At 73.0% G+C, this 26,712-nt stretch carries 22 protein-coding genes; 7 read left to right on the top strand and 15 right to left on the bottom strand.

Annotated features, from left to right (window positions below; translation table 11 throughout):
- The 3 genes from CXH06_RS02210 (at window position 1) to CXH06_RS02200 (ending at window position 2,857) form a co-directional block, all read left to right on the top strand.
- A complete protein-coding gene (locus tag CXH06_RS02210; RefSeq protein ID WP_114853532.1) occupies window positions 1-1,281 on the top strand; it encodes a CDP-glycerol glycerophosphotransferase family protein in 1,281 nt (426 codons plus the stop codon).
- A gap of 189 nt (window positions 1,282-1,470) precedes the next feature.
- The gene (locus tag CXH06_RS02205; protein WP_114853531.1) at window positions 1,471-2,157 is read left to right on the top strand and encodes a 2-C-methyl-D-erythritol 4-phosphate cytidylyltransferase; all 687 of its coding nucleotides are present in this window, start codon (window positions 1,471-1,473) and stop codon (window positions 2,155-2,157) included.
- On the top strand, window positions 2,150-2,857 hold the full coding sequence (locus CXH06_RS02200; protein ID WP_114853530.1) for an SDR family NAD(P)-dependent oxidoreductase: 708 nt from the start codon (window positions 2,150-2,152) through the stop codon (window positions 2,855-2,857). The genes CXH06_RS02205 and CXH06_RS02200 overlap by 8 nt, the downstream gene beginning before the upstream one ends.
- 36 nt (window positions 2,858-2,893) lie before the next feature.
- Here the strand turns inward: CXH06_RS02200 and CXH06_RS02195 are convergent, their stop codons facing one another.
- The 12 genes from CXH06_RS02195 to CXH06_RS02140 form a co-directional block, all read right to left on the bottom strand.
- Window positions 2,894-4,096, bottom strand: a complete 1,203-nt coding sequence (locus tag CXH06_RS02195) for an acyltransferase (RefSeq protein ID WP_114853529.1) — start codon at window positions 4,094-4,096, stop codon at window positions 2,894-2,896.
- Window positions 4,093-4,953, bottom strand: coding sequence for an ABC transporter ATP-binding protein (locus tag CXH06_RS02190; protein WP_114853528.1), 861 nt, complete (start codon window positions 4,951-4,953; stop codon window positions 4,093-4,095). Before CXH06_RS02190 ends, CXH06_RS02195 begins: the two co-directional genes overlap by 4 nt.
- Window positions 4,946-5,893 (bottom strand): ABC transporter permease, encoded by a 948-nt coding sequence (locus tag CXH06_RS02185; RefSeq protein WP_232820159.1) that lies wholly within the window; start codon window positions 5,891-5,893, stop codon window positions 4,946-4,948. The genes CXH06_RS02190 and CXH06_RS02185 overlap by 8 nt, the downstream gene beginning before the upstream one ends.
- A gap of 169 nt (window positions 5,894-6,062) precedes the next feature.
- Entirely contained in the window at window positions 6,063-6,869 is an 807-nt protein-coding gene (locus tag CXH06_RS02180) for a polysaccharide pyruvyl transferase family protein (protein WP_114853527.1), read from the bottom strand.
- On the bottom strand, window positions 6,866-8,872 hold the full coding sequence (locus CXH06_RS02175) for a glycosyltransferase family 2 protein (RefSeq protein WP_114853526.1): 2,007 nt from the start codon (window positions 8,870-8,872) through the stop codon (window positions 6,866-6,868). Before CXH06_RS02175 ends, CXH06_RS02180 begins: the two co-directional genes overlap by 4 nt.
- A 159-nt stretch (window positions 8,873-9,031) precedes the next feature.
- A complete protein-coding gene (locus tag CXH06_RS02170) occupies window positions 9,032-10,810 on the bottom strand; it encodes a CDP-glycerol glycerophosphotransferase family protein (RefSeq protein ID WP_114853525.1) in 1,779 nt (592 codons plus the stop codon).
- Window positions 10,811-10,942: 132 nt separating this feature from the next.
- Window positions 10,943-12,787, bottom strand: a complete 1,845-nt coding sequence (locus CXH06_RS02165) for an SIP domain-containing protein (RefSeq protein WP_114853524.1) — start codon at window positions 12,785-12,787, stop codon at window positions 10,943-10,945.
- A 9-nt stretch (window positions 12,788-12,796) separates the two neighbouring features.
- A complete protein-coding gene (locus tag CXH06_RS02160; RefSeq protein ID WP_114853523.1) occupies window positions 12,797-13,816 on the bottom strand; it encodes an iron chelate uptake ABC transporter family permease subunit in 1,020 nt (339 codons plus the stop codon).
- Window positions 13,813-14,808, bottom strand: coding sequence for an iron ABC transporter permease (locus CXH06_RS02155; protein ID WP_114853522.1), 996 nt, complete (start codon window positions 14,806-14,808; stop codon window positions 13,813-13,815). Before CXH06_RS02155 ends, CXH06_RS02160 begins: the two co-directional genes overlap by 4 nt.
- 10 nt (window positions 14,809-14,818) lie before the next feature.
- A complete protein-coding gene (locus CXH06_RS02150; RefSeq protein ID WP_114853521.1) occupies window positions 14,819-15,871 on the bottom strand; it encodes an ABC transporter substrate-binding protein in 1,053 nt (350 codons plus the stop codon).
- Window positions 15,872-16,005: 134 nt separating this feature from the next.
- A complete protein-coding gene (locus tag CXH06_RS02145; protein WP_114853520.1) occupies window positions 16,006-16,704 on the bottom strand; it encodes a DUF4194 domain-containing protein in 699 nt (232 codons plus the stop codon).
- Window positions 16,705-16,748: 44 nt separating this feature from the next.
- A complete protein-coding gene (locus tag CXH06_RS02140) occupies window positions 16,749-17,630 on the bottom strand; it encodes a helix-turn-helix transcriptional regulator (RefSeq protein ID WP_114853519.1) in 882 nt (293 codons plus the stop codon).
- Window positions 17,631-17,732: 102 nt separating this feature from the next.
- On the opposite strand from CXH06_RS02140, the gene CXH06_RS02135 reads away from it, so the two are divergent.
- Complete coding sequence (locus CXH06_RS02135; RefSeq protein WP_114853518.1) at window positions 17,733-19,175, top strand: MFS transporter; 1,443 nt, start codon at window positions 17,733-17,735, stop codon at window positions 19,173-19,175.
- Between the two features lie 69 nt (window positions 19,176-19,244).
- On the opposite strand, the gene CXH06_RS02130 is transcribed toward CXH06_RS02135, so the two are convergent.
- Both CXH06_RS02130 and CXH06_RS02125 read right to left on the bottom strand, forming a co-directional pair.
- Entirely contained in the window at window positions 19,245-19,475 is a 231-nt protein-coding gene (locus CXH06_RS02130; RefSeq protein ID WP_114853517.1) for a sulfurtransferase TusA family protein, read from the bottom strand.
- 37 nt (window positions 19,476-19,512) lie between these two features.
- On the bottom strand, window positions 19,513-20,580 hold the full coding sequence (locus CXH06_RS02125; RefSeq protein ID WP_114853516.1) for a YeeE/YedE family protein: 1,068 nt from the start codon (window positions 20,578-20,580) through the stop codon (window positions 19,513-19,515).
- A gap of 80 nt (window positions 20,581-20,660) precedes the next feature.
- Here CXH06_RS02125 and CXH06_RS02120 point away from each other — a divergent pair, with 80 nt between their 5' ends.
- Window positions 20,661-21,032 (top strand): MGMT family protein, encoded by a 372-nt coding sequence (locus CXH06_RS02120; protein ID WP_114853515.1) that lies wholly within the window; start codon window positions 20,661-20,663, stop codon window positions 21,030-21,032.
- Window positions 21,033-21,048: 16 nt separating this feature from the next.
- Here the strand turns inward: CXH06_RS02120 and CXH06_RS02115 are convergent, their stop codons facing one another.
- Window positions 21,049-22,608: a DUF3375 domain-containing protein gene (locus CXH06_RS02115; protein WP_114853514.1), complete on the bottom strand. Its 1,560-nt coding sequence runs from the start codon at window positions 22,606-22,608 to the stop codon at window positions 21,049-21,051.
- 269 nt (window positions 22,609-22,877) lie between these two features.
- Here CXH06_RS02115 and CXH06_RS02110 point away from each other — a divergent pair, with 269 nt between their 5' ends.
- Window positions 22,878-23,369, top strand: a complete 492-nt coding sequence (locus tag CXH06_RS02110) for a DUF2975 domain-containing protein (RefSeq protein WP_114853513.1) — start codon at window positions 22,878-22,880, stop codon at window positions 23,367-23,369.
- Window positions 23,370-23,508: 139 nt separating this feature from the next.
- Complete coding sequence (locus tag CXH06_RS02105; protein WP_114853512.1) at window positions 23,509-26,487, top strand: glycoside hydrolase family 2 TIM barrel-domain containing protein; 2,979 nt, start codon at window positions 23,509-23,511, stop codon at window positions 26,485-26,487.
- The last annotated feature ends 225 nt before the right edge of the window (window positions 26,488-26,712 follow it).

Genomic DNA, 26,712 nt, shown 5'->3' with positions numbered 1-26,712 from the left:
ATGGCGGCGCGCGGGAACTCCCTGCGGCGCCGGGTCCGCAGCCTGGGCGGACGGCTCCTGCGCCGGTACCGCCTGTTGCCGGGCGGCATGCCGGACGGGCTCGGGGACGACGAGGCGCTGCGCGACGCCTCCCTCGAGGGCGACGTCATCGTGTACTTCCCCGACACCGCGGACAGCCTCTACCAGCTGCGCGGCTGGTACGGACCGCTGCGGGAGCTGCACGCCGCCCAGGGCGTGACCATCGTCTGCATGGACTCCCGGACCGCCGCCGCGCTCCGCGAGGAGTCGGGCCTGCCGGTGGTCACGATCGCCCTGGACGCGACGCTCGATGCGATCATCCTGCGCAGCGACACCAAGCTCGTCCTCTACGTCAACTTCAATCCCCTCAACACCGCCGCCCTGCGCTCGCGCTCCGCGATCCACGTGTCGATCCTGCACGGGGACTCGGACAAGTCGGTCTCGGTCTCCAACCAGGTCAAGGCCTACGACTACTCGCTGGTCGCCGGACAGGCGGCGATCGACCGGCTGGAGCGCTACACCTCCCTGTTCGACGCCCCCGCGCGGGCGATCCCCGTGGGCCGCCCCGCGCTGGACCTGGAGCGGGTCCCCCGCTCCCCGCGGCCGAACGGGCGTCCCGTCGTGCTCTACGCCCCCACCTGGGAGGGCGGCCAGGCCTCGGTGGGATACAGCTCGCTGCACACTCACGGGGTGACGGCGGTCCGCGCGCTGCTCGCGGAGGGACTGGACGTGCTGTACCGCCCGCACCCGCTGACCGGTGTGCGCGTCCCCGCCTTCGGCGAGGCGGATGCCGCGGTGCGCTCCGAGCTCGCCGCCGGCGGCGGCCGCGTGAGCGAGGGCCGCACGCTGCAGGAGGACTTCGCCGAGGCGGACCTGCTGCTGTGCGACGTCTCCGCCGTGGCCAACGACTGGCTGCTGACCACGCGCCCGCTGATCATCACGCGCTCCTCCGACCCCGAGGCCCACGACGCCGCCACCGAGCTGCTCGGCGCGGTGCCGCGGCTCGCGGAGTCCGAGGCGGGGCAGGTGGGGCACCTCGCCGGGGACCTGATCGCCCACGACACGCGCTTCGAGGAGCGGCGGGAGCTGACCGAGTACTACCTCGGAGACACCACCCCCGGCGCCTCGATGCAGCGCTTCCTGGACGCCTGCCGCCACCTCTCGGCCCGCCGCGACGAGCTGTGGGCGCGCATCCGCGCCCACGAGTCGGGCGACGGCGCCGGGCACGGGGCCGGAGGAGCTCCCGCGGACCCGACCCGCTGAGCCGGCCCGCGGGCGCACCCGGCGGCGAGAGCCGTCCCGCGTGGCGTCCAGGTTTCCCGGAGTCGACTTGTAGAGTGAACGGCGCGGGACACGCAGATGACGTCCCGGTGAACTCGACGGAAGCGGCGCCCCGGACCAGGGCTCGGCCCTGGGACCGCGGCGCCGCGCCCCGCACGAAGGAAGTCCTCCATGTACTCACTCATCCTCCTCAACGGTGGGATAGGCAGTCGCACCGGGGCGGATCAGCCCAAGCAGCTCCTCAAGCTCCGCGGCATCCCGATCCTCGTCTACGCGCTCGTCACCGCGGACCGGGTCGAGCAGATCTCGCAGATCGTCGTGAACTACCCTCCCCACTGGAGGACGCAGATCGAGGAGGTCCTCGAGGCCTACGCGATCTCGACCCCCGTCACCCTCGTCGAGGCGGGCCACTCCCGCCACTCCTCGGTCGCGGCGATGATCCCGCACTGCACGAACGAGGACGTGATCATCCACGAGTCGGCACGCCCGCTGGTGCGCACCACGGACTTCCAGCGCCTGATCGACTCCGAGCACGAGAACGTCTCGCTGATGTCGAAGATCTCCTTCACCGTGGCTCCGGTGGACCCGGAGACCGCGGCCGTCACCGGCTCCCTGGAGCGGGACCGGCTGCGCAACGTCCAGCTCCCGCAGAAGTTCTCGAAGCCCGCCCTCCAGCAGTCCCACGACCGGGCGCGCGCCGAGGGGATCGAGTACACCGAGGACGCGACCCTGGTCGCCGACAGCGGGTTCCCCGTCCACTTCGTCGACGGCTCCGACGAGAACTTCAAGGTGACCACCAGCACGGATCTGAAGATGGCAGGGTTCCTCCTGCGGCCCGAGGAGGACGACGATGAGTAAGACTGCCCTGGTGACCGGCGCCTCCCGCGGGATCGGACTCGAGACCGTGCGCCGCTTCATCCTCCAGCACGACGAGATCACGACCGTGGTGATGTTCGCCCGCGAGTCCGAGGACTTCGACGCGGCGGTCGCGGAGCTGGAGGCCCAGCTCCCGATCGGCCGCAAGGTGGTCCCGGTGCGGGTCGACGTCGGCGACCGCGAGGCGCTGAAGAAGGCCGTCAAGAGCGCTCACGACGAGGTCGGGTCCATCGACATCCTGGTCAACAATGCCGGGTACACCAACCCCGTGCCGCTCCAGCAGGTGAAGATGGCCGACTTCGAGAAGACGATGAGCGTGAACCTCTACGCGCCGTTCACCATCGTCAAGACGCTGCTGAACCGCGGCAACCGCTTCGAGCTGATCGTGAACATCGCCTCCACCGCGGGCATCAACGGACGCTCGGGCTGGCTCACCTACTCCGCCTCGAAGGCGGCCGTGATCAACATGAGCCAGGTGATGCGCGAGGAGCTCGCGATCTACGGCACGCGCGTGGTCTGCCTCTCCCCCGGCCGGACGGCGACCGCGCTGCGCCGCACGCTGGCACCCGAGGAGGACCCCTCCACGATCATGCAGCCCGAGCACGTCGCGCAGGTCATCTACACGCTGTCCTCGCCCGTCGGCCGATTCATCGACTCGGAGAACATCGTCGTGCGGCAGTGATCCCGCCTGCCCCACCGAGCCCGTCGGCCCCGCTCCTCAGCGGCGGCCGGCGGGCTCCTTCTCGGTCCGGGGTGCAGGAGCGAGCGACGGCTCCATCCCGATGGCTTCCGACGCCGCGGCCGAGGACGCCGGGAGCCCGGCGAGCGCCGGCATGACCGGACCCGCTGTGCCGGGGGTGCTCCCCGACTCCAGCGCCCGGTCGACGGCTCCCTGCAGCAGGTCCACGCCGCGCCCCAGCGTGGCGTCGAAGAGCCACGCCCAGAACCGGCGCATCGCGGGATTGCGCTCGACGAGCAGGTGCAGCCCGTACGCCATCGCGAGCACCACGGCGGTCACCGCTCCGTAGGCGAACCACTTCGTCTGCTCGGTCGCGTAGGTCGCCAGGAGCATGTAGCCGATGTGCGCATGGAGCAGGTACAGCGGGTAGGTGAGCGCGCCGGCCGTCGCCGAGCCGGGGATCCGCAGGTCCCGGACCGCGGGGATCAGGGTGGCCAGCATCAGCAGGTAGAGGACCGTGGCCAGGATCGACTTCGTCGAGAGCTCGAAGTCGGTGGCGGGGAGGTAGGCGGCCAGCAGGCCCGCGGCACGGTAGAGGCTCCACCCGTCGCGGGCGATGATCGCGATGACGGCGCCGCCCGCGAACCACAGGTAGTACCCGCCGAGGTAGGGCAGCACCGAGGAGATGCTCGGGTCGATGACGTCGAGGACGAACATGCCGATCGCCCAGGCCGGCATGAGGGCCGGCAGGCGGTGGCCCTGCCGCAGCAGGACCAGCGCGAGGATCAGCAGGTAGAACCTCAGCTCGTAGAGCAGCGTCCAGTACACGCCGTCGATCAGCGGCTGGTCCAGCAGCTTGGGGACCATGGTGAGGTTCGCCAGGAACTGCGGACCGGTCACGTCCATCCGCTCGCCGCCCAGGATCATCGCGAAGGCCGTGGTGATCAGCATCCCCGCCCAGAAGGCGGGGTACAGCCGCAGGGCACGGCCGGTGGCGAAGCGCCGCGCGTCCTTGCCGACGACCGAGGCCACGATCACGTACCCGCTGATCACGAAGAACAGATCCACGCCGAGATATCCCCAGCGGGCGACCTCCGCCAGCGACGAGTGGTCGATGCTGTCGATCTTGCCGTTCTTGATCCCGTTGTACAGGTAGTGGAAGGCCACCACGGCGAGGGCCGCGAGCAGCCGGTAGCAGTCGACGATCTCGACGCGGCGGCGCGGGGCACCGCGGGCGGTCATGCCGTCGCTCGCTTCCTGCTCTGCTCCACGAACCGCTTGTACCGCGCGCACACCACGTCCGGGGGGCCGTCCATGACCAGCTTGCCCTCGTGCACCCACAGCACCCGCGTGCACATGGACTTGATCGTCGCCAACGAGTGGCTGACCAGGAACACCGTGCCCGCGGACTCGCGGATCTCGGCCATCTTCGCCTTGCTCTTGGCGCGGAATCCCGCGTCGCCCGTGGCGAGCGCCTCGTCGATCATGAGGATGTCCGGCACCGTGGAGGCGGAGATCGCGAACCGCAGCCTCGCGCCCATGCCGGAGGAGTACGCCTTCATCGGCAGGTTCACGAAGTCGCCGATCTCGGCGAAGTCGACGATCTCCTGGTAGCGCTGCTTGACCTCCGCCTTCGTCAGCCCCATCGCGAGGGAGCCGATCATGATGTTGCGCTCGCCGGTGAGGTCCTTCATGAGCACCGCGTTGACGCCCAGCAGGGCCGGGCTGCTCGCCACGTGCACGGTGCCGGACGCCGGGGGGATGAGCCCCGCGATCGCCCGCAGGAGGGTCGACTTCCCGGAGCCGTTGACCCCGATGATGCCGATGGACTCGCCGTGGTCGGCGGCGAAGCTGATGCCCCGGATCGCCTTGACCTCGCGGACCGCGGGCTGGCGGGCCCCGCGGCTCAGCAGGCGCCCGATGGTGCCCTGCTTGCGCCCGGGGCCGTGCCCCACCTTCTTCGCGCCGAACACCCGATAGGTGACGTGCAGGTCGTTGACCAGCAGGCTCAGCCCCCCGGTGCCGGAGCCGGCCGGCACGGGCGCGGCGTCCAGGTCCTCCTGGTCGACCTCGAAGTCGACCTCCTCGATATCAGTCACGACCGTAGCGCTCCTCTCCGCGCCAGAACACCAGGAACCCGGCGATCACGAACAGCGCCGCCCAGCCGATGCCCAGCAGCCACATCGACAGGTCCGGCGGATAGGCGGGCTCGTCGAGGATCGAGGAGCGCACCAGGTAGAGGTACACCGCGACCGGCTGGTACTCCACGATCCAGCCCCAGCTGAAGTCGCCCAGGTAGCGGTCCACGGAGAAGATCACGCCGGAGGCGTACATGAGCACGCGCATGATGTGGGGCAGGAGGTTGTCGAGGTCCGGGGTCAGCGCGACCCAGCGGGCCACGAGGAAGGCGCAGCCGGTGGAGAAGATCCACAGCAGGGCCACCGCCGCGGGCAGCAGCAGCCAGTACACGTCGATCGTGACCCGTCCGGCGATCGGCAGGAAGCCGGAGAGATAGGAGATCAGGACCATCACCACCAGCGCCGGCCCGAGGGACGCGAGCTCGGCGAGGACCCCGGCGATCGGCAGCACGGCGCGCGGGAACTTCACCGAGCGCACCAGGGCGAGGTTGTGGTTGATCGAGTGCGCCCCGGCCATCACCGAGCGCTCGAAGAAGCGGAACATGAACACACCGACCACGATGAACGCGATCGTGTTCTCGATGCCGGCCCGGCCCACCTGCAGGATGAAGCCGAAGATGACGACGTAGACCAGGGCGTTCAGCAGCGGGGAGAGCAGCGCCCACACCTGCCCGAGATAGGTGTTCTGGTTCTCCGCCTGGGCCTTCGAGACGGCGAGCACCTGGATGAAGGAGCGTCGGGTCCACAGGTCCTTGAGATAGCGCAGGAGGCCCGGGCGCACGCCGATCTGCTCGAGACCGCTGGCCTCGGCGGCGCGGTTCACCGCGGCCGGGTCGAGGGTGCGCTCCATCGGAGGCGGCACGAGCGGCGACCCGGTGGGTCCGCTGCGAAGGTCCGTCACGCTTCCACTCCCGTCTCCCCGCGGGGACATCTCGGCGTCATCCGTGCCCGCGGGGGCGCGGCGCCGCCGCGGTCACCCCGCGCGGACGCGCCCCGCGGCGCGGGACGTTCCATGGTACGACCGCGCCTCCGGTCGGGACAGCAGGCGCGATCCTCGCCACGTCGGCCCGTCAGAGGTCGCTCACCGCCGTCGCCAGCCCCTCCTGCAGGGCGCGCAGGCCCGTGGGCTCGACATAGGCGCCGCAGACGGCCTCGACGACCTCCCCGGCGCTGGAGGCTCCCCCGGCCGGCTCCTCGTACTGGCGGTAGCGGTCCGCGACCGAGAACGCCGAGTAGTAGTCGTGGAACTTGTACAGACCGCCCTTGAGCTGGTCGCCCAGGCGGATGTGGGCGTTGGGGACGCCCAGGGCGTCGGAGAAGATCAGCCCGTGCAGGCTCGAGGAGATCACGGCGTCGCAGGCGGCGATCTCGCGGGCCACCTCCTGCGGGGTCCAGGCGACGTCGATCACGCGCACCTCGGTGCCCAGGCGCCGCATCCGCTCCACCACCGGTGAGGCGGCGTCGCGGTAGTGCGGGATCACACCGAGCGAGTAGCGCTTGCGGACCGCGCCGTCCAGGAGGATCGGCGCAAGCAGACCGGGGTCGCCGAGAGCGATCTCGCCGGTTCGCGGCGGCACCACCCTCTCGAGCGTCGATCGGCCCCGCACAGCGAGCACGTCCAGGTCCACCGGCTCCCCCGCGACGGTCCCGGCGCTGATGAAGCCGCTGCCCCAGATGCGGGGACGGTTCCGCTCCCGCTTCCGCAGCACCATCTGCATCACGGAGCCGGCGCCCACCAGGTCGCAGCGCGCAGGGCTCGCCCAGGTCACGCGCCGTCCGGTGAGTCGCTCGACGAGCTCCGGGGTGATCTCGTCGCCGAAGTTGAGCCGGTGGGGGTACTTCCATCGCCACCAGAACGTCGGGATCGGCGGCCTCACGAGCGGTCCCTCCGCAGGCGGCGCACGGCGCGCTCGAGCACGGGGCCGAGCAGCGGGGCCGAGCGCACCGCCGCCACGGTGCGGCTGCCCACCACCCGGGTGCGCAGCGACCGCGTGGGCGTGAACCAGTCGACCTCGCGCTCCGCGGGGCGTGCCGAGGGGGCGGTCACGGTGAGCACCCCGGCGTCGTCGGCCACCAGGCCGAAGCCGGCGGCGCGGGCGGGCCAGTGCTCGGACCCCGCGGCGGGCAGCGGGGCGCGCACGCCGCCCAGCACCGAGCTCACCTCCACGGTGGCGCCGATCATCTGTGCGGTCACGGGCAGGCGGAGGCCCAGCAGGCGGTCACCGAGCCGCAGGCTCGGCAGCAGCTGCCGGCCGCCGTGCTCCACGGCACCGGTGAGCCGGCAGAAGTACTCGTCCCCGGCCGCCGGTGGCCGAGTGGTCTGCACCAGCATCAGCGCGCGCCCGTTCTCGTCGAGGGTCAGGCCCAGGCAGGCGGCCCCCACGAGGTGCCGCTTGAGCATCCCACCGCGGTCCACCGAGAGGTTCCCGGGACCCTGCGTGAAGTAGGCGATGAGCCGGTCGCCGGCGGCGGGGTCCTCGGCGAGATTCGAGACCCCGTCCGGGGCGAGGGTGCCCACACGGTCGGCGCCCAGGCGCAGCTCCGTCTCGACCTCCCCGAAGCGCACCACCGTGAACAGGTCCCACACGCCCTTGCGCAGGTCTCCCGTGCGCGCCGTGAGGGTGGCGGGGGCGGTGAGGTCCTCGGCGGTCACCTCGAGGTCCTGCACGAGCTCGGAGCTGCGCAGGCGGGCGCGGATGCCGAGCCCCTCCGGCGTCCCGTCGAGCTCCGGGATGCGGACGCTCGCGCCGACCTGCAGCTGCCCGCCCTCGATCCGGAGGTCCTCCAGGCGCGTGGTCATCCGCGGCGCGGAGACCTCGCGGAGCTCCTCGGGGATCCCGGCGGCGAGCTCCGGGGGCAGGCCCAGGCGGAACGCTCCCCCGCTCCAGACGATCCGCCGGTCAGGGTTCTGCGCGGCGTAGGCGATGTAGGCGTCCAGGCCGTCGAGGTCCCCGGCCCTCAGCAGGTCCAGCTGGAGCCGGGTCTGCTCGGCGAGGAGAGCGCGGAGCGTGGGCGTGTACAGGTGGCCGATCGTCTCGCGGAACTCCTGCGCGGCCCGCTCCTGCGCGGGGCGGTCGAGCTTCCGCCAGCGCGGCGAGAGCGCGGACTTCATGGACCAGCCGAAGGGCCGGCGCAGGAGCAGCTCGCGCTTCTCCCCCGGCTCGGTGTACGTCTCGATGGCCAGCGCGCAGCGGGAGGCGGTCCGGACGTAGTCCGCCGCGGAGCGGGGGGAGAGGGTCATGTTGTCGCCCTCGGCGCGGTGGCGGATGAGGTAGTAGTCCTTGTCCGCGAGCACCGAGATCTTCCGGGCGCTGAGATAGACCGCGGCTATGAACGGCTGGTCCTCCCCCACCTTCTGATCGGTGGGGAAGCGCACGCCGAGGCGCTCGACGAGCTCCCGACGGATCAGCTTGGTGGGCCCCAGGGTGTTGAAGATCTTGTCCCGCACGACGTCGGCGTCCAGCACCGTCCTGGTGAACATGCTCGAGGGCGCCTTGCGGCCGTCCATGCTGGCGAGCTTGCCCAGCACCACGTCCGATCCCTCCTGCTGGGCGGTGGTGACCATGCTGCGCAGCGCATCGGGGGTGAGCACGTCGTCGGAGTCGAGGAAGAAGAGGAACTCCCCCGTGGCCCGGTCGATGGCCGGGTTGCGGGCTCCGCCCGGGGTGCCGGAGTTCTCCTGGGTCAGGACCGTGATCCGCGGGTCCTGCGCCGCGAGCTCGGCGAGCACGGCGTCGCTGCCGTCGGTGGAGCCGTCGTCGACCGCGAGGATCTCGACCTCCTCCGGCGCGATGGTCTGCTCCCGGGCGGAGTTGATCGACTCACGCACGTAGTTCACGGAGTTGTAGACCGGAACGATCACGGTGACCTGGGGTGTCATTCCTCGGGGACCTCGACATTCTCGGCCATCGCTGCGGGGTCCCATCGACCCCCGCGGGGCCGCTCCGCCCCGGTGCAGTACGACGGCCGTAGCGGACAATGACGCGAAGCGTAGCATCGCCGCCCCGCGCTCCCGGGAGGGGCGCTGGGCGGCTCGGGATCAGGGCGTGCGCTCCGGGGCGACCTCCGGCGAGGCCTCCCGGCCGGTCTCCGCGGGGTCCCTCGTCGGGACCGGATCCAGACCCAGCTCCTGCCGCGCGACCTGCACGAAGCGCTCCGCGTACCCGTCGCGCGGGATGTCGCCGAGGTAGTAGGTGGCCCACCGCAGCCGCTCCTCGCGGCGCGGGTCGGAGGCGAGCAGGGCAGTCAGCCCCTCCTGGAGATTCGTCACCGCCCCGTCCTCGGCGACGAGCACGTAGGCGGCGCGGGCCATGGGGAACGTCGCGACGAACTCCTCGGCGCCGGTGCGCGGGGAGACCATCGCCAGCGGCTTGCCCGAGTGCAGGAAGTCCCCCACCACGGCGGAGACGTCGGAGATCATGGCGTCGGCCGCGTTGAAGCAGTCCACGACGCTCATCTCCTTCTCAGCCACCGCGCCGAAGAGGTGCTCGCGACCGGTGGCGGCGGCATCGTCCGCGAGCATCTCGCGGATCTCCCGGCAGGCCGCCCGCAGCTCCGGGGACCGGGAGCTGTAGGGGTGGGGCCGGAAAACCACCCGGCAGCCGCGGTCCAGCAGCGCCCGCACGATCGACGGCCCGGCCGGCAGCGAGGAGTAGTTGGTCTCCTCCTGGTAGCCCAGCCAGGTGGGCGCGTACAGGACGCTCGGCTCCTCGAGCGCGCCGATCGCGCCGCGCTCCCCCTCGACGTCCTCCACCTGGGGGCGGCCGACGATGCGGAAGATGTCCGCGGGCATCGGCACGTCGAAGGTCTCGAAGCGGTCGATGGCGGCCTGGCCGGCGACGAAGTCGCGGTCGTACATCTTGATGATCGGGGTGGCGCTCGAGGCCTTGTCCGACTCGCCGTGCAGCAGCTGGATGTGGGTCAGCGCCGAGTAGCGCACCATGTGGTTGTTGCGCATCGAGTTGTTGACGTAGAACACGCCGCGGACCGAGGGCACCATGAGCGCGTCCAGGTCGCTGAGCGACCGGCGCAGCACCAGTGGCTGCTCGGTCACGGCCGCGAGCTGGCGGAAGGTGGCCACCGAGCGCACCACCAGCACGAACGGCACCCCGAGGCGTTCGAGGTAGGGCAGCCACATGGAGACCTGGAAGGCCGAGCGCGCCGGGGCGTCCCAGTACACGTAGAACACGGGCCCGAGCGCGGTCAGGTGCTCCTCGAGGCGGGCCTGGAAGGCGCGTCGGGCGCGGATCCGCCCGATGATGTCGAGCCCCGCGCCCACCGCCAGAGCGGCCGCGAGCAGGGAGAGCAGCAGGCTCGCCACCAGCAGCGGGACCGGGGCGAGGACCGCCAGCAGCAGCGCGGTCAGCGCGAGCACGTCGAGCGGGAAGATCCAGCCGTAGCGGAAGCGGGCGCGGCGTCGGGCCTCGTGACCGGGGAAGCCCGCCGCGTAGGGGACGGCCACACCGTTGGTGGCGCGGAGGATCGGCTCCGCGACGAGCACCACCAGCGCGGCCGCGCAGGCGATGATCCCGAGCGCTCCGGCGCTCCCGGAGAGGAGCAGCTGGGCGCCGGCGGCGGCGATGAGCAGGAAGCGGCTGGTCGCGTAGCGGCCCAGGCCGCCCACGCCCTTGGGCCGGCGGCGCAGGGTGCGGCGCTGGCGCCAGAGGATGATCGCCAGCGGGACCAGCGGCGCGAGGATCGCCGCCGGGGATCCCGCGGACGCGGCCACGACCAGCACCGCCACCACGGACAGCAGGTTCACGGCCGCCGGCCACAGCGACAGCATCGTCGCCGCCTTCTTGACGCTGATCGCCTTCACGCGCGGGCACCTCATTCTCTCGGGGTCGAGGGTCGTGCCCCGCCGTCCGGCGCCGGGGCATCGAGCAATCCTGCCACGGGCGGGGAGCCGGCCGCGGGATCCTCCCACGGCCTCCGGCCCGGCAGCGGGTCCTCAGTTCTCGGGCCGCCCGGCGCGCCAGTACCCCATGAAGGAGACTTGCTGGCGGTCCAGGCCCAGCTCGCTGACCAGGTGGCGGCGCAGAGCCTTGATGACCCCCGCCTCGCCCGCCAGCCACGCGTAGAAGGTGCCGTGACCGGTGGTGGTCTCCCACAGGATGGTCTCGTCGATGTCGACGTCCTCGAGCTCGCCCTCCGCGGCGCCGGACTCCGCCGCGGTCGACCGGAACGCCTGGGCGTTCTCGCTCATCAGGCGCCGCACGGCCGCGTCCAGCAGCTCGCCGTGGGGGCGGCCCTCACGCGCCAGCCAGGTCACCTGCACCCCGGAGCGGGTCAGCAGGTCCTGCGCGTCGCCGGCCTCGGGGACCTCGAGCAGGGCGTGGCCGCTGATCGTCGGCGGCAGGGCCTCGAGGATCGAGCCGAGGGCGGGCACCGCCGTCTCGTCGCCCACCAGCAGCACCGTCCGCGCGGTGCCGGGGCGGAACTCGATGCCGCCGTACTCGGGGCCCACCAGCGCCCGGTTCGGGCCCAGCATGGTGATCCGGTCGCCGACCTGCGCCCCGTGCGCCCAACGTGCGGCGACGCCGTGCCCGGGCACCTGGTCCTCCTCGAGGTGCAGCACGAAGTCCACGTCGATCTCGGGATGCTCCGAGACATTGCCGGGATGACCCGCGGCGCGCTGGGCGCGCACGGTGTAGGTGCGCATCCAGCCGCGGTCCGCGGGATCGATCTGCAGCCAGCTGCGGTACCACTCGCCGTGGCTCTCCGGGTCGAGGAGGGCCCCGGGGCGGACGGCCGCGAAGTGGTCAGCGGTGTTCCGGGGACCGGGGATGATCAGCTTGATCCGCAGGTCCAGCGGATGCGAGCCGGTGCCGAAGTGCGCGAGCTCCTCGCCGGCGAGGGTGAGGCGCACCAGGGACGGGCCCAGCGCCTCACGGGCGACGACGGCGAGGTCGAAGGCGAGCATGGCGCTGTGCTCGAGCGCCGGGACGAGCACGGCGGCGCTCTGGGCCGTGGTGGACATGGGGTCCTCCTCGTGGTGGTGGGTCGGTGCGGTGCGGTCGCGACCCAGCGGCAGCACCATCGGGGTGCCGGTGACGGGGTCGGGGGCGACGAGGGCGCGCAGGGCGAAGACCTCGTGGGCCATCTGCTCGGTGATGACCTGCGCCGGGGTGCCCTCGGAGTGGATCTCGCCGTCCCGGACGGCGACCAGGTGATCGGCATAGCGGGCGGCGAGGTTGAGGTCGTGCAGGACGATGCCGACGGTGGTGCCGCGCTCGCGGTTGAGGTCGCGGACCACGTCGAGCACCTCGAGCTGGTGGGTGACGTCGAGATAGGTGGTGGGCTCGTCCAGCAGCAGCACGTCGGTCTCCTGGGCGAGCGCCATGGCGATCCAGACCCGCTGGCGCTGCCCGCCGGAGAGCTCCTCGAGCAGGCGGTCCTGGAGCGCGTCGGTGCGGGTGGCGGCCAGGGCCCGGGCCACCGCACGCTCGTCGTCCTCGCTCCACTGGGGGATGAGGCCCTGGTGGGGGAAGCGACCGCGGGAGACCAGCTCGCGGACGCTGACGCCGTCGGGCGCGACCGGCGTCTGGGGAAGCAGGCCCAGGCGGCGGGCGAGCTCCTTGCCGCGCAGCGCATGGAGGTCCCGCCCGTCCAGGAGCACCGACCCGCCCCGCGGCGGCAGCAGCCGGGAGAGCCCGCGCAGCAGCGTGGACTTCCCGCTGCCGTTGGCGCCCACGATGATCGTGATCCGCCCCTCGGGCAGGGTGAGGCTGAGGTCGTGGACGATCTCCCGGCGGTCGTACGCCAGGGTCAGGTGCTTCGCATCGATCACGGCCATGGGGCGCGGTCACCTTCCGGTGGTGGAGGTCGAGGGACGGGTGAGGATCCACAGCAGGATCGGGGCGCCGAGGGCTCCGGAGACGACGCCGGCCGGCAGCGCCGCGGCAGGCAGCAGGTTCTGGCCCACGACGTCGGCGGCCAGCACGATCGCGGCGCCGACCGCGGCCGCCACGGGGAAGCTGGGGCGGCCCACGATGCCGCGCGCGATCGGCCCGGACAGGAAGGCCACGAAGGACAGCGGACCGGTGACGGCGACCGTCAGGGCGCACAGCGTCACCGCCACCATGATCAGGGAGATCCGGGTGCGGGGCACGGCCAGTCCGAGGCTGGTGGCGGCCTCGTCGCCGAGCTGGAGGATCCGCAGCCGCGTCACCAGCAGGGCCAGGGCCGGCGCCAGGACGAGCAGCGCGATGGCGAGGACCGCCGCCCGCTCCCAGGTGGCCCCCGAGAGCGAGCCCACCAGCCAGTGCATGGCATCGCCGGCGGTCTGCATGTCCAGCCGGGTCAGGAGGTAGGAGATGACGGCGCTGAGCCCGGCGGCGAGGCCGATGCCCACCAGCACGAAGCGGTTGTCGACCGCTCCCCCGGTGCGCCCGGCGCCGGCCACGGCCAGGAGCAGCAGCGCCGTGAGCAGACCGCCCAGCAGGGCGCACCAGAACAGCGCCCTGCCGTCGGCCTGGAAGTACGCCATCGCGATCACCGCGCCGGCGGAGGCGCCGAGCGTCACGCCGATCACATCGGGGCTGGCCAGGGGGTTGCGCAGCAGGGTCTGGAAGACGGTGCCGGAGAGTCCGAAGGCGATCCCCGCGAGCACCGCGACCACGGCGGTGGGCAGGCGGTTGTCCATGACGATGAAGGAGATCCCGGGGATCTCCTCGCCGCCGATCACGCGCAGCGCCTGGTCGAGGTAGACCATCGGGGTGCCCACCAGCACCCGCACGAGGACCAGGCCCAGCACGAGCAGGCCCAGCAGCCCCAGGGCGAGCAGGGTGCGCCGGGCGCGGGGGTCGCGGAGGGGGGCGCTCACAGTCCCACCTGCCGTCGGGTCCGGATCAGGACGATGAAGACGGGCACGCCGATCAGCGCGGTCATCACGCCCACCTGCACCTCCGCGGGCGGGGAGATCACCCGGCCCACGGTGTCCGCCACCAGGATCAGCACCGGTCCGCCCAGCAGGCACAGCGGCACGATCCGGCGGTAGTCGCCGCCGACGACAAGCCGGGCGGCGTGCGGGACCACCAGGCCCAGGAAGCCGATCGGTCCGGCGAGCGCGACGGCGGCGCCGCACAGCAGGATGATCGCGAGCCCGAGCAGCACGCGGGCCCGGCCCACGTCCACCCCGAGGCCCACCGCGGCGTCGTCGCCGAGGGCGAGGGCGTTGAGCAGCCCGGTCGCCAGCACGATGATGACCACGCCGACCCCCATCAGCGCGGCCACCGTGCCGATGTCGGACAGGGTGCGCGCCCCGAGCGTGCCGACCTGCCAGAACCGCAGCCGGTCCATCGTCGAGTCGTCGAGCATCACCAGGGCGTTGACGAGGGAGCCCAGGCCCGCGGTGAGCGCCGCACCGGCCAGCGCCAGCTTGACCGGCGTCGCCCCCTCCGTGCCCATCGAGGCGACGGCGTAGACCGCGGCGGTGCCGATGGCGGCGCCGATCAGGGCGAGCACCATGTACTGCGGGACCCGGGAGATGTCGGCGACGAACACCCCGATCACGACGGCGGTGGTGGCACCGGCGTTGATCCCGAGGATTCCGGGATCGGCGAGCGGGTTGCGGGTCATCCCCTGCATGGCGGCGCCGGCCACGGCCAGCGCCGCGCCGACGGCGATCCCGGCGACGGTCCGCTCCAGGCGCGCGTGGATCACGACGTGGTCGGCGAGACCGGCGTCGTAGTCGGTCAGCGCCGTCCACACGGCCGACGGCGTGACCGTGCGGGCGCCGACCATGAGGGAGAGGAGGCTCGCGAGCGCGAGGGCCAGCAGGCCCAGCGTGATCGCGAGCGCCGTGGACCGTCGCACTGTGCGCCGGTCAGCCCGCGACGCTGTCCGCGACCTCGATAACCGAGGGCACGAAGTTCTCGATCGCCCAGGGGAGGCTGAGAGCGCTCGCGGCGGAGATGGAGAGCGTGAGGTGGTCGTCGTCGGTGAGCACCACGCCGCCCGCGGCGACGGCGGGGATCTGCGCGAACAGGCCGTTGGCCTGGTAGTCCTCGACGGTGGTGCCGGCCTCGGCCCAGGTGTAGAAGATGTCCGAGTCCAGCTCGTCCGCCCTCTCGGCGGACCACTCCACGTAGAAGTTCTCCGCCGCCGAGCTGTTCTCGGCGACCACCTCGGCCTGGGTCATGCCGATCGCGGTGAAGAACCGGGGCCGGGTGTCCTCGCCCACGTAGAATGCGATCGAGTTGTCCGCCAGGCCCAGGTTCCCGGCGATGAAGGTGCTCTCGGCGATGGCGGGGTTCTCCTCGCCGACGGCGGCCAGGTCCCCCTCGATCCCGCTGATCAGCGCCTCGGCGTCCTCGCCGCGGCCGGTGGCGGTGCCGATCGCGGTGACGGCCTCCTGCCAGGAGGTGGTGTAGTTCGCGGCGATCGGGCCGATGGTGGGCGCGATCTTGCTCAGCTGCTCGTACTCCTCCTCGGTGATGCCGGAGTAGGCGGCGACGATGAGGTCCGGGGTGAGCGCGGCCATCTCGTCGAGGTTCAGACCGTCGGTCTCGTCGTACTGGGTGGGCGCGTTCTCGCTGTCCCACCCGGCCCCGAGCTCCTCGAGCTTCGCGTCGATCCAGTCGGTCGAGCCGTTGTCGTTGCCGCCCCAGGTGACCACCGGCAGGCCCACCGGGACCACGCCCAGGGCGAGCACGGAGTCGCCGTTGACCCAGGAGACGGTGACGATGCGAGTGGGCTCGGCCTCGACGACGGTCTCGCCGTAGAGATGGGTGACGGTCGCGGGGAAGGACCCCTCGGCCGCTCCCCCGCCGGCTGCCGCGCCTCCGGAGCTCGCGGCGGGGTCCTCACCGCCGGAGCAGGACGCGAGAGCCGGGACGGCGAGTGCGGCCAGGGCGAACGAGCGGCGGCTGAGCGTCATGAGGAGGTCCTTCTCGACAGGGAGCACCCGGGAGTGGGTAAGGCGGGGCTCACCTTATTGCGCAAGACCGGCGGTGCACAATTGCCGTGACGCTCCGGCGTGCCGCTGATCACACGGCGCCCGGGGCGCGCCGCTCAGTCCGCGCCGGGGGCGGCGCGCTCGGCGACCGCGACGGCGTCGCCGTCGTCGGACTCGTCGCCCGGGTCCTCGAGGCCGCCCACCCCGGCCTCGCGGTACAGGGCGATGAACTCCCGGGCGGTGTCGGGGCCGATCATCAGGCGCAGCACCGGGGAGACCTCGTAGTCGTCGCCCTGCTCGTCGAGCAGGCCGGCCCGCTGGACCTTCGCGATCGCGGCGCGGACCTCCTTGGCGAAGCCGGCCTCGTCCGTCGAGGTGGTCCGGCGGTAGGCGGCGAGCGCCTGCTGGAGCTCGGCCTCGGAGACCACGGTGCGCTGTCCGCGCGCGGACTGGGTCAGCAGCATCTGCCGCAGCACCAGCAGCAGCACCGAGTCCAGGCGGTTCAGGCCGGTCAGGCGCCGCAGCAGCTTGGGGGCGTCCGGGTCCTCCTCGCTCTGGCGCACGAAGGCGACCTGCGCGTCGTCGTCCACGACGAGCTCGAGGAAGAGGTCCGCCAGGCGCGCCTCGATCGCGGCCCGGTCCCGCAGCAGCTGGGCGTAGCGGGCGCTGTCCCGGCGGCCGTCCATGAACGGCCCCTGGAGCAGGTGGACGAGGACCCGGCGGGAGTCGTCGACCAGCGCGGAGCCGGTCGCGGAGGGGGCACCGTCCTCGAGCGGCTCGAGGGCGTCGGCGTCGCGGCGGGGTGCGGAGGTCATCACGGGGACCCACCCTACCGGGGCCCCGCGACGCGGGTCGGTCCTCAGCTCGCGAGCGAGGCGGCGACGCCCTCCCGGGCCGTCCACGCCGGCGCCGCCTCCAGCAGAGCGGCATGGCGCTCGAGGCGCTCCCGCGTGGCCGTGTCGGCCGGGGACATGACCACCAGGCGCGTGCCGCGGCGCGGATCGATCCACAGGCTCTGGAAGTGGACGCTCAGCAGCCCCGCGCGCGGCGAGCGGTAGGCGCGCAGGCGGGACCCCTCGTCGGCGACCTCGCGCTGCCCCCACAGCTGTCGGAAGTCCTCCGACCGCGCGCTCAGGCGCTCGACGAGCTCGCTCCAGCGCGGGCCCCCGTGGTGCTCGGCCCGATGCGCCCGCAGCCGTCCGACGATCTCGGGCAGGACCCGCTCCTCCTCGACCAGGCTCCCGCGCCAGACGGGGTCGGTGAACATCAGCCAGGCGCAGTTGCGCTCCTGGACCGGATACGCGTCCAGATCGCTGAACAGGAAGCGGTAGGCGCGGTTGGTGGCGACGATCTCGTAGGCGTCGTCCTGGATGGCGGCCGGGAACGGCAGCAGCTGCTCGAGCACGGCGAGGTGCTCGGGGCCCAGGGTGAGCGGGGGCTCCGGGAGCGCCGGGGAGCGGTCGGCGAGGACCAGCATGTGGCGGCGCTCGGCCTCGCTCAGGCGCAGCACCCGGGCCACGGCCTCCAGCACCTGGTCGGAGACACCGGCCGCACGGCCCTGCTCGAGCCAGGTGTACCAGGTGGCGCCGATGCCGGCGAGCTGGGCCACCTCCTCGCGACGCAGCCCGGGCGTGCGCCGCCGTCCCAGGTCCGGAAGCCCCGCCTGCTGCGGCGTGACCGCCTCCCGCCGGGCGCGCAGGAAGGCGCCGAGCTCCTTGCGTCGTGCCTCGGACTGCTCCATGCGCACCAGTGTGCACCCCGCCCGGCGGCGCAGCCAGGTGGTGCTGGTACCGGGATGAACGGACTCCTGGTCACAGGATCCGCTGCTCGCGAGGGTGTCGTCATGACCCTCTCCCCACCCACCGCTCCCCTCTCCCCGGCACCTCCTGCGCCGCTGAGCACACGCGGCCTGGCCGTGCTGCTGATCGCCTACATGCCGGTCAACGTCACCTTCGGCTCCCTGAACGTGCTCGCCGACGCCCTCGGGGCCGACCTCGGGACCGACGACGCCGGTCAGCAGCTCGTGCTGGCGGCGTACACCACCACCTTCGCGGCCACGCTCGTCATCGCCGGCCGCCTCGGGGACCGCTGGGGCCGGCGGCGCCTGCTCGCGATCGGCGCCCTGGCGACGGTGGTGCTGAGCGTCGCCGCGGCGCTCGCCCCCGATCTGGCCTCCACCGTGGTGCTGCGAGCGGCGCTCGGCATCGCGGCAGGCCTGCTGACCCCGCAGGTGCTCGCGACGATCCAGTCCACCGCGACCGGGTCCCGGCGCACGCAGGGGCTGATGGTGTTCGCCGCGATGGCCGGGGTGAGCACCGTGCTGGGCCAGGTGCTCGCCGGGGTGGTGGCGACCGCGTTGCCCGAGCACCTGGGATGGCGCGCGGTGCAGGTGCTGATCGGCGCCATCGCCCTCGTGGGGGTGCTGGGGCTGCCGGCGGTGCCGCGCTCGCGCTCCTCGACCCCTCCGGCGATGGACGCCCTCGGCGCCTCCGTGCTGGGCGCGAGCCTCCTGCTGCTCGTGGTGCCGCTGACCCTGGGACGCTCGGCGGGCTGGCCGCCGTGGTCCGTCCTCGGCCTCGCCGCCGGGGGCGCGCTGCTGGTGGTCTTCTGGACCCTGCAGCGGCGTGCGGAGCGCGCCGGCATCACCCCCGTGGTGCCCCCGTCGCTGCTGCGGATCACGGTGGTGCGGCGCGGGCTGCTCATGGCGCTGCTGTTCTTCACCACCTACGGCGCGTTCCTGTACGAGCTCTCGTCCCTGGCCCAGGCCCGCTACGGGATGGGCGCTCTGGGACCCGCCCTGCTGGTGCTCGGCTTCGGCATCACCTTCGTGGCGACCTCGGTGGCCCTGCCGCGCCTGCTGCCCGGCGCGGGCCCGCGCACCATGACGCGGGCGGCCCTCGCCCAGGCGGCGATCCTGCTGCTGATCGCGGCATTGGCCGGCACCGGGCACGACGACCTGCTCTCCCTGCAGTGGGCGCTGGTCCCGTTGGGCGTCGCGCAGGCGTGCATGTACGGCCCGGTCCTGCAGACGGTGATCTCCCGGGCGCCGCACGGGGCGGCCGGTGTCGCCAGCGGTCTGTTCACCACCTGCCAGCAGCTGGGCCTGGCCCTCGGGGTGGCCCTGCTGGGCGGCGTGTTCTGGTCCCTCGCGGGATCCGAGGGAGAGGCCGCGCGGTTGGACCGCTCGCTGATGGTCGTGTTCTGCGTGCACGCGCTGTGCGCGCTGGTCTTCGCCGTGCTGGCGCGGTCCCTCGCCGCACCCCGGCCGGAGGGTGCGGCCGCCTGAGCACGCCGCGCGGACGAACGGCCCGGGACCCTCGCGCGGAAGGTCCCGGGCCGTCGCGACGCCGCGGGCTCAGACGCCCTTGCGCACCGTGATCGTCCAGCCGGCGTCCCCGGTGCGGTCGAAGGCGACGACCTCGTGGCCGGATTCCGCCGCCCACTGCGGGAGCGAGTCGGTGGCCTGGGTGCAGTCGAAGCCGATGATCAGGTCGTCGCCGGTGCTCAGCTGCTCCATCGCCTGCTTCGCGTCGATCAGCGGGAAGGGGCAGACGGCGCCGTTGGTCTCGAGGGTGTAGGCGGCCATGGGACGTCCTCCTGGGAGTCGGTGTCGGGAATGCCGCTCAGGCGGCGGGGGTGAGGGTGGGGGCCGGGCGCGAGGCGGCCGCGGCCTTCTGCGGACGCACCATGAGGAGCCAGGCGGCGCCCCAGGTGCCCAGGACGATGGCGACCAGCGAGACCCAGCCCTGGTAGCTGAACAGGCTGGTCTCCACGAGGGAGTTGCCGATGGTGCAGCCGCCGGCGAGCGCGGCGCCCACGCCCATCAGGGCACCGCCGCCCACGCTGCGCAGGATGGTGCGCGCATCGGGGACGCGCCAGCGGAACTCCCCGGAGAGCTTCGCCGCGATGAAGGAACCCACCAGGATGCCGAGCACGAGCATGACCGACCAGTCCACCAGGGTGATGTCCCCGGTGGTGAGGTAGGTGACGATCTTCGCCGACGGCGTGGTGATGCCGAGGCCGCCGTTGCGGCCGGAGGCGGTGGAGGTCACCCAGGCGATGATCGCCAGGAGACCCAGCAGCACGCCGCCCACCCAGGGGGACCAGGGGATGTCCGCGAGGTAGTGGCCGAGGCCCGTGCGGCGGGCGGGGAGCGCGGCGCGGGGGCGGCCGGCGTTGCGCCGCACCTGCCACACCACCAGTGCGGTGACCAGCCCGGCGAAGATCACGGTGGGCACCCAGTGGCTCACGCCGAGGGTGTCCTGGATCGTCGCCTCGCCGACGGTGCGGGAGCGGGCCGCCTCGGTGAAGGCGCCCAGCGGGCCGAACTTCATGATCGCGGCGAACAGGGCGTAGAAGATCAGCGCGGCCCAGGAGCCGATGAGCCCCTCCCCCGCCCGATAGTAGGTGCCGGTCGCGCAGCCTCCGGCGAAGATGATGCCGATCCCGAACAGCAGACCGCCGACGATCACCGCCACCGGCGCGAAGGACGCGGCCTCGGGGGCGAGCACGCCGGCGCTGGTGAGCGCGGCGACGCCGACGGCCTGGATGGCGATCGCCAGCATGAACGGCGTGAAGTAGCGGGTTGAGCGGGTGAGGTACAGGTCGCGGAAGGCGCCGGTCACGCAGAAGCGGGAACGCTGCAGCACGTAGCCGAGCGCGGCGCCGACGAGGAGGCCGGTGAGAATCATTCGACCCACCGTAGGTTATGGGACCCATAAGCGGAAGCCATGTCGCAGAGTGTGACACGGACCCTGGGACACTGGCCCCTATGACCTCCGATGCACCGCGGACCCGGATGGACGACCTGACCGTCGAGCGCGTGCTGCGCGTGGTCGAGGCGATCCCGCCCGGGCAGGTCGCCGCCTACGGCGAGGTGGGGTCGATCGTGGGCGTCGGGCCGCGCCTGGTGGGGCGGATCCTGCGCATCTGGGGCGGTGGCGTGCCCTGGTGGCGCGTCACCAACAGCGACGGCGACCATCCACTGCTGGCCCGGGCGTTGCCCCGCTGGGAGGCCGAGGGCATCGTCGTCAAGCCCAACGGTCGCGGCTGCCGAATGGCGCAGTTCGGGACGGACCTGGAGCAGCTGCGCGAGCGCTCCCGCGCCACCCTCGCGGAGCTCGAGGAGACCCAGGAGCCCTGAGCGGACCCCCCGCGGGTCAGTCGACGGGCACGTCCTCGAGGAAGTAGAAGGTGGGGACCTTGGCCGCGTAGTCGCTGCCGTCCAGCTCGCGCCAGGTGACGATCTCGGTGGAGCCCTCGCGCGCCTGAGCGTGGTTCGTGGCCAGGAACATCAGGCCGATCACGCTCGCGAGCCCCTGGTCCGCGGGCTTCTCGCGCAGGATGTCGCCGATCGAGGCCTGGCCGCTGCGCCCGCGCACCTCGTTGACGTTCACGGTCAGGCCCACCACGTCGATGTCGTTCGTGCGCACCAGGTCCTGCAGCACCTCGACGCTGAGGGCGGTCGCATCGTGCACCTCGGCCTCGGCCGGGGCTCCCGGATCGGTGGGGTCCTTCAGCCGGTGCTGGGACACCGAGGACAGCTGCACCCGGGACAGGTCCGGCGCGAGCGGGAAGGGCGTGCGGGTGGGGACCTCGTCCTTCTGGGCCAGTGCCAGGCCCTGGGCCTCCTGGAGCGCCTCGAGCAGCACCCGGTGCTGACGGAAGTCCTGGGAGCGGACGAAGCGGGCGAGCGAGCGGTACAGCTCGGTCTTGACGTCGAGGACCTCCTGCGCCGGCTCGTAGAGGTCGCTGAAGACGTTCGCGAGTCGCTCCCGCTCGTCGCGGCCCAGCGCGTGGGAGAAGTCCCGCTCCAGCAGGCGGTCCACCAGCTCCTGCGTGGCACGGGTCTGGGCGGGGTCGTTGAGCATGCGGAAGAAGGCCGTGAAGGTGCGGCCCACGGTGGACTGCCCCAGCAGGTCGTCGCCGGCCAGAAGCTGCTCGAGGATCTCCCCGCGCGACCCCTCCGGGGAGAGGATCTGCTCGCGCAGGCGAAGGTCGACGGCGCGCAGGTCCTCGCGGTACTGGAGGAAGTCGCCGGAGAGCTCGGCGGCGATCTGCAGGATGTCGCGGAGGCGGTCGGTCGAGGCCTCGGAGCTGGGCAGCATCAGCTCGCCCTCGGCGAGCTCGCGGATCTCGGCCTCGATGCGCTCGCGGCGGCGCTGGAGGTCGGCCAGGCGCACGTCGCGGTCGGTCTCGGTCTCCTCGGCGAGGCGCTCGAACTGCTGGACCACGAGGGTCAGGCGCGACTCGGTGGTGGTGGGCCGGTGCTCCTCGAGCGAGGCGATGAACTGGATCGCGTCGATCGTCGCCGGGGAGGGCTCGAAGGTGGTCTCGGTGTGGTGCGGATCGTCACGGCGGGTCAGATAGCCCTCGCGCACCCAGGCGTCGACGTACTCGGCGGCGCTGCGGCCCCCGCGGCCGGCCTCCTCGTCCTCCACGTCCGCGCCGGTGGGCGCCGCGGCGCCGGGGCCCGTCGCGGGCTCGTCGTCGTGCAGCAGCGCGAGGTGCGCGCCCACCCGGGCGACGAGCTCGCTGCGCGGCAGCCGACGGTCCCCGGCGGGGAAGGTGGACTGCAGGATCGCGAGGACGGCGGGGGCCTTGGTCGCCGCGAGCAGTCGCCAGGTGCTGGCCCGGCGCAGCTGCTCGTAGGACTCCTTGCGCGCGGACACGGCGTCGCTGCGGCGGTCGGTCCACCGGTTCGGCTCGGTCGTGGTCACCCGGGCGAGTGTACCGGCGCGGTGCGTGCGGCTCGGTCCGGGGGCGAGCCGGGGCGCGATGACCGCCCGACGGCGCCGGCCCCACGGCAGCGCGCCTCCGCCGCAGGCAGGTTCACCGTGGTATCGACCCCGAATTCCACGGTGAACCTGCCTGCATCAGGCGCGTTGCGCGGCGTCGGGTCCGCTGCCGCCGCGGCGGGCCATGGAGAGCGGGTGAAGATCTGCGCCCGCCCGCGCCGCCTCGCGCAGGGCGTCCTACGGTCGGTGGCATGACAGCGTTCGCACGGCGCCTCGCCCAGTTCGCAGCCGTGACCCTGGGGCTGGGATTCCTCCTGCTCACGGACCTCCTGCCCCTCACCGCGCTCGCGATGGGTCGGCAATACCACGAGGTGGCCGATGCCGCCGCGGCCTACGCCGTGGCCGCGGGGCTCGCCGCGGCCTGTGGGGCGGCGGCGATGGTCGCAGCCCTCCGGCTCATCACCTTGGCGGCCGCCGGCCGCGGGACGAGCCCTGTCGCACGGCGGTGGATCGCGCTGGCCGGCACCCTGATCAGCGCGGGCCTGCTGCTCCTGGTCGCGGTGACCGGACATCTCCTGGTCCTGAAGTCCCTGGGCGGGCCCGGCATCGTGCTCCTGTTCCTGGCGGGCGCCGCAGGTCTGGCGGCGACCGTGAGCGTCACGGTGTGGCGGCGCCGGCCCCACGGCAGCGCGCCTCCGCCGCAGGCAGGTTCACCGTGGTATCGACCCCGAATTCCACGGTGAACCTGCCTGCGCCAGGCGCGTCGCGAGGAGTCGGGTGCGCCGTCGCCCCTCCCCGCCCCCGGCACTGCCGGGTAGGCTCGTCCGTGAACGTTCACGACACGTCCCCGACCGGGACGACACTCGACGAGGAGCCAGCCGGATGACCACCACCGTGCCCGCGACCGACCGCACCGACCGCTGGTGGGAGGAGCTCCCGGCCGGACGGGGCCGCCTGCGCGGCCGCGCCCACCTGGCCACCGACGCCCCCGCGCTCAGCCTCGACGGGACCTGGGACTTCCGCTACGGCACCCGGGCCGACGGCTCCGACCTCGGCGAGGCCGCACCCATCGAGGTGCCGGGCCTGTGGCAGTTCCAGGGCTACGGCGCCCCGCAGTACACCAACGTCATCTACCCCATCCCGCGCGACGTCCCGCACGTGCCGGACGAGAACCCCACCGGGCACTACTCCCGCTCCCTCACCGTCCCGCAGGACTGGGCCGAGGAGCTGGGCCGCGGCGGCCGCGTGCTGCTGCGCTTCCAGGGCGTGGACTCCGCGGCGAAGGTGTGGATCGACGGGGAGGAGATCGGCGTGACCGCCGGCTCCCGCCTGACCCAGGAGTTCGACGTCACCGGCGCGCTGGCCGCCCCCGGCGAGCACCGGCTCGACGTGCGCGTGGTGCAGTGGTCGGTGAACACCTACGTCGAGGACCAGGACATGTGGTGGGCCTCCGGCATCTTCCGCAGCGTGGACCTGCTGCTGCGCCCCGCCGGCGGCATCCACGACCTGGTCACGCTCGCGGACTTCGACCCCGCCACCGGGCGCGGCCTGCTCCGCGCCACCGCCGTCGGCCCCGACGGCGAGAGCGTCCCGGCCACCGTCGAGGTGCCGGGCCTGGGCCTCACCGCTCCGGCCGACGGCACCGAGACCGTCATCGAGCAGGTCCGCCCCTGGTCCGCCGAGGACCCGCACCTGTACGCGGCGACGGTCCGCACGGAGACGGAGACGGTGAGTCTCCGCCTGGGCTTCCGCCGCGTCGAGGTGGACGGGGAGATCTTCCGCGTCAACGGCGAGCGGATCGTCTTCCGCGGCGTGAACCGGCACGAGGCGGATCCCGTCGTCGGCCGCACCCAGCACCTGGAGAACCAGGACCTCGACGTCGCACTCATGAAGCAGCACAACCTCAACGCCGTGCGCACCTCTCACTACCCGCCCCACCAGCGCTTCCTCGACGTGTGCGACGAGGCCGGGCTGTACGTGATCTGCGAGGGCGACTTCGAGACCCATGGCTTCCACGCCGATTCCACCTGGGGCGAGGACGCCACCGGCGCCGCGGAGGGCCCTGCGCTCGACCCGCAGTTCGAGCAGTCGCTGGTCGAGCGCAGCGACCGCTTCGTGCGCCGCGACCGCAACCATGCCTCGATCGTCATGTGGTCGATCGGCAACGAGGCGGCCAGCGGCCCGGTCACCGAGGCGATGGTCGAGCGGGTCCGCGCCACCGACCCCACCCGCCCCGTCATCTACGAGCAGGACTACTCCGCCTCCTACGTCGACGTCTTCTCCCTCATGTACTCCTCGGTCGAGGAGTCGGAGCAGATCGGCCGGCGGGAGCTCTCCGCGGAGTACCAGGACAAGCTCACGCGGATGCTGCGCAGCTTCGCCCTGGACGTGCCGGACGGCCACTTCGCGGACCCGCCGGCGCTGAGCAAGCCGTTCCTGTGGATCGAGTATGCCCATGCGATGGGCAACGGCGCCGGGTCCCTGAAGGAGTACATGGCGCTCACCGAGCAGTACCCGGCCCTCCACGGCGGCTTCATCTGGGAGTGGATCGACCACGGCCTGCTCACCCACGACGCCGAGGGGAACGAGATCTTCGGCTACGGCGGCGACTTCGGGGAGCGCCTGCACGACGGCAACTTCGTGGCCGACGGGCTGGTGCTGCCGGACCGGACCCCCTCCCCGGCGCTGCTGGACGCCAAGCACCACTACTCCCCCGTCGGCCTCGAGGTCTCCGCGACCACGGCGCGTCTGACCAACCGCTACGCCTTCAGCGACCTGTCGCGGCTGCGGGCCGAGGTCTCCCTCGACCAGCAGGCCACCTGGCAGGAGCTGGCGCTGCCGGCGCTCACCCCGGGGCAGAGCGGTGAGGTGCCGCTGCCGACGGGCGAGCACGCCGCGGTCACGGTGCGCCTGCTGACGCGGGAGGCCGAGGGCCCGGTGCCGGCCGGGCACGAGGTGGTCGCCGCCTCGCACGTGGACGCGCAGCGACTGGCCGCCGCGACGGCGGTCCCGGCGGCGCCCGCCCTCGCCCCGCAGCAGGAGGCCGACGGGGCCTGGCGTCTGGGCCCGGCCCGCTTCGACGATCTGGGGCGCCTGGTGGGCCTGGGCGACCTCGGGATCGAGCACGCCGGGGCGGACCTGTACCGCGCCCCCGTGGACAACGAGGGGGCTCGGACCCGGAACCCGCTCGAGGCGCGCTGGAAGCGGATCGGGCTGGACGTGGCCCGCCGCCGGCTGGTCGGGATCGAGGCCGACGGCGAGGAGCTCGTGATCCGCACCCGGCTGGGGCTGGACGGCTCGGCGCTGGGGGCCGACGTCGTCGAGCGCTGGCGCGGCGACGTGGACGGCGTGGACCTCGAGCTCACCGTCACCCCGGCCGCCTTCTGGCCGCGGGACCTCCCGCTGCCGCGGATCGGCTGGACCTTCGCCCTGCCCGCGGCGCCGGACCAGGTGGAGTACGACGGCTTCGGTCCGCACGAGTCCTACCCCGACACCGGCGGCGGCACCACCTTCGCCACCTGGCGCTCCTCCGTCGCGGACCTGCAGGTCCCCTACGTGTTCCCGCAGGAGAACGGGAATCGAGCCGGGGTGGTCCGCGCCGTGCTGAGCGGCGTGGGAGGCACGCTCGAGCTGCGGGCCCCGGAGCCGTTCGGGCTCGCGGTCCGCCCGTGGTCCACCGCGGAGCTGGACGCCCGCGCGCACGACGGCGCGCTCCGCCCCGACGGCCGCACCTGGGTGACGGCCTCGGCCGCGCTGCACGGCGTGGGCTCGGCGGCCTGCGGCCCGCTGCCGCTGCCGGAGTACGTGCTGGACGCGCACGAGGAGACCCTCCGCCTGCACCTGGCTTCCCCCGGGCGCTGAGCGCTCACCCTCCGCAGACGCGACCGCGCGGCGACGCCGACCCGACCGATACGCTGGGTCCGGCGTCGCCATGGCGCCGCCGGGGGCCTCTCGGGGGGATCGCAGGAGCCAGGGGTACGCACTGGGTGCCGCGGCAGCGCCGCCCGCCCGCGCGGCGCCGTCCCCCGGGACGGCCCGGACCCCGGAGCACCGCAGCCCGCAGTGCCCTCGACCACCCCGTGAACG

The sequence above is a fragment of the Brachybacterium sp. YJGR34 genome, from assembly GCF_003347015.1.
Classification (GTDB): Bacteria; Actinomycetota; Actinomycetes; order Actinomycetales; family Dermabacteraceae; genus Brachybacterium.
Note: the sequence above shows the minus strand (reverse complement) of the source record. Positions and strands in the feature narration are given on the sequence as shown.

Bases quoted from the DNA above. Each gene is read 5' to 3' on its own strand.
- CXH06_RS02210 (WP_114853532.1), top strand. From the start codon at position 1: ATGGCGGCGCGCGGGAACTCCCTGCGGCGCCGGGTCCGCAGCCTGGGC.
- CXH06_RS02205 (WP_114853531.1), top strand. From the start codon at position 1,471: ATGTACTCACTCATCCTCCTCAACGGTGGGATAGGCAGTCGCACCGGG.
- CXH06_RS02200 (WP_114853530.1), top strand. From the start codon at position 2,150: ATGAGTAAGACTGCCCTGGTGACCGGCGCCTCCCGCGGGATCGGACTC.
- CXH06_RS02195 (WP_114853529.1), bottom strand. From the start codon at position 4,096: ATGACCGCCCGCGGTGCCCCGCGCCGCCGCGTCGAGATCGTCGACTGC.
- CXH06_RS02175 (WP_114853526.1), bottom strand. From the start codon at position 8,872: ATGACACCCCAGGTCACCGTGATCGTTCCGGTCTACAACTCCGTGAAC.
- CXH06_RS02165 (WP_114853524.1), bottom strand. From the start codon at position 12,787: ATGGCCGTGATCGATGCGAAGCACCTGACCCTGGCGTACGACCGCCGG.
- CXH06_RS02150 (WP_114853521.1), bottom strand. From the start codon at position 15,871: ATGACGCTCAGCCGCCGCTCGTTCGCCCTGGCCGCACTCGCCGTCCCG.
- CXH06_RS02145 (WP_114853520.1), bottom strand. From the start codon at position 16,704: ATGACCTCCGCACCCCGCCGCGACGCCGACGCCCTCGAGCCGCTCGAG.
- CXH06_RS02140 (WP_114853519.1), bottom strand. From the start codon at position 17,630: ATGGAGCAGTCCGAGGCACGACGCAAGGAGCTCGGCGCCTTCCTGCGC.
- CXH06_RS02135 (WP_114853518.1), top strand. From the start codon at position 17,733: ATGACCCTCTCCCCACCCACCGCTCCCCTCTCCCCGGCACCTCCTGCG.
- CXH06_RS02130 (WP_114853517.1), bottom strand. From the start codon at position 19,475: ATGGCCGCCTACACCCTCGAGACCAACGGCGCCGTCTGCCCCTTCCCG.
- CXH06_RS02125 (WP_114853516.1), bottom strand. From the start codon at position 20,580: ATGATTCTCACCGGCCTCCTCGTCGGCGCCGCGCTCGGCTACGTGCTG.
- CXH06_RS02120 (WP_114853515.1), top strand. From the start codon at position 20,661: ATGACCTCCGATGCACCGCGGACCCGGATGGACGACCTGACCGTCGAG.
- CXH06_RS02110 (WP_114853513.1), top strand. From the start codon at position 22,878: ATGACAGCGTTCGCACGGCGCCTCGCCCAGTTCGCAGCCGTGACCCTG.
- CXH06_RS02105 (WP_114853512.1), top strand. From the start codon at position 23,509: ATGACCACCACCGTGCCCGCGACCGACCGCACCGACCGCTGGTGGGAG.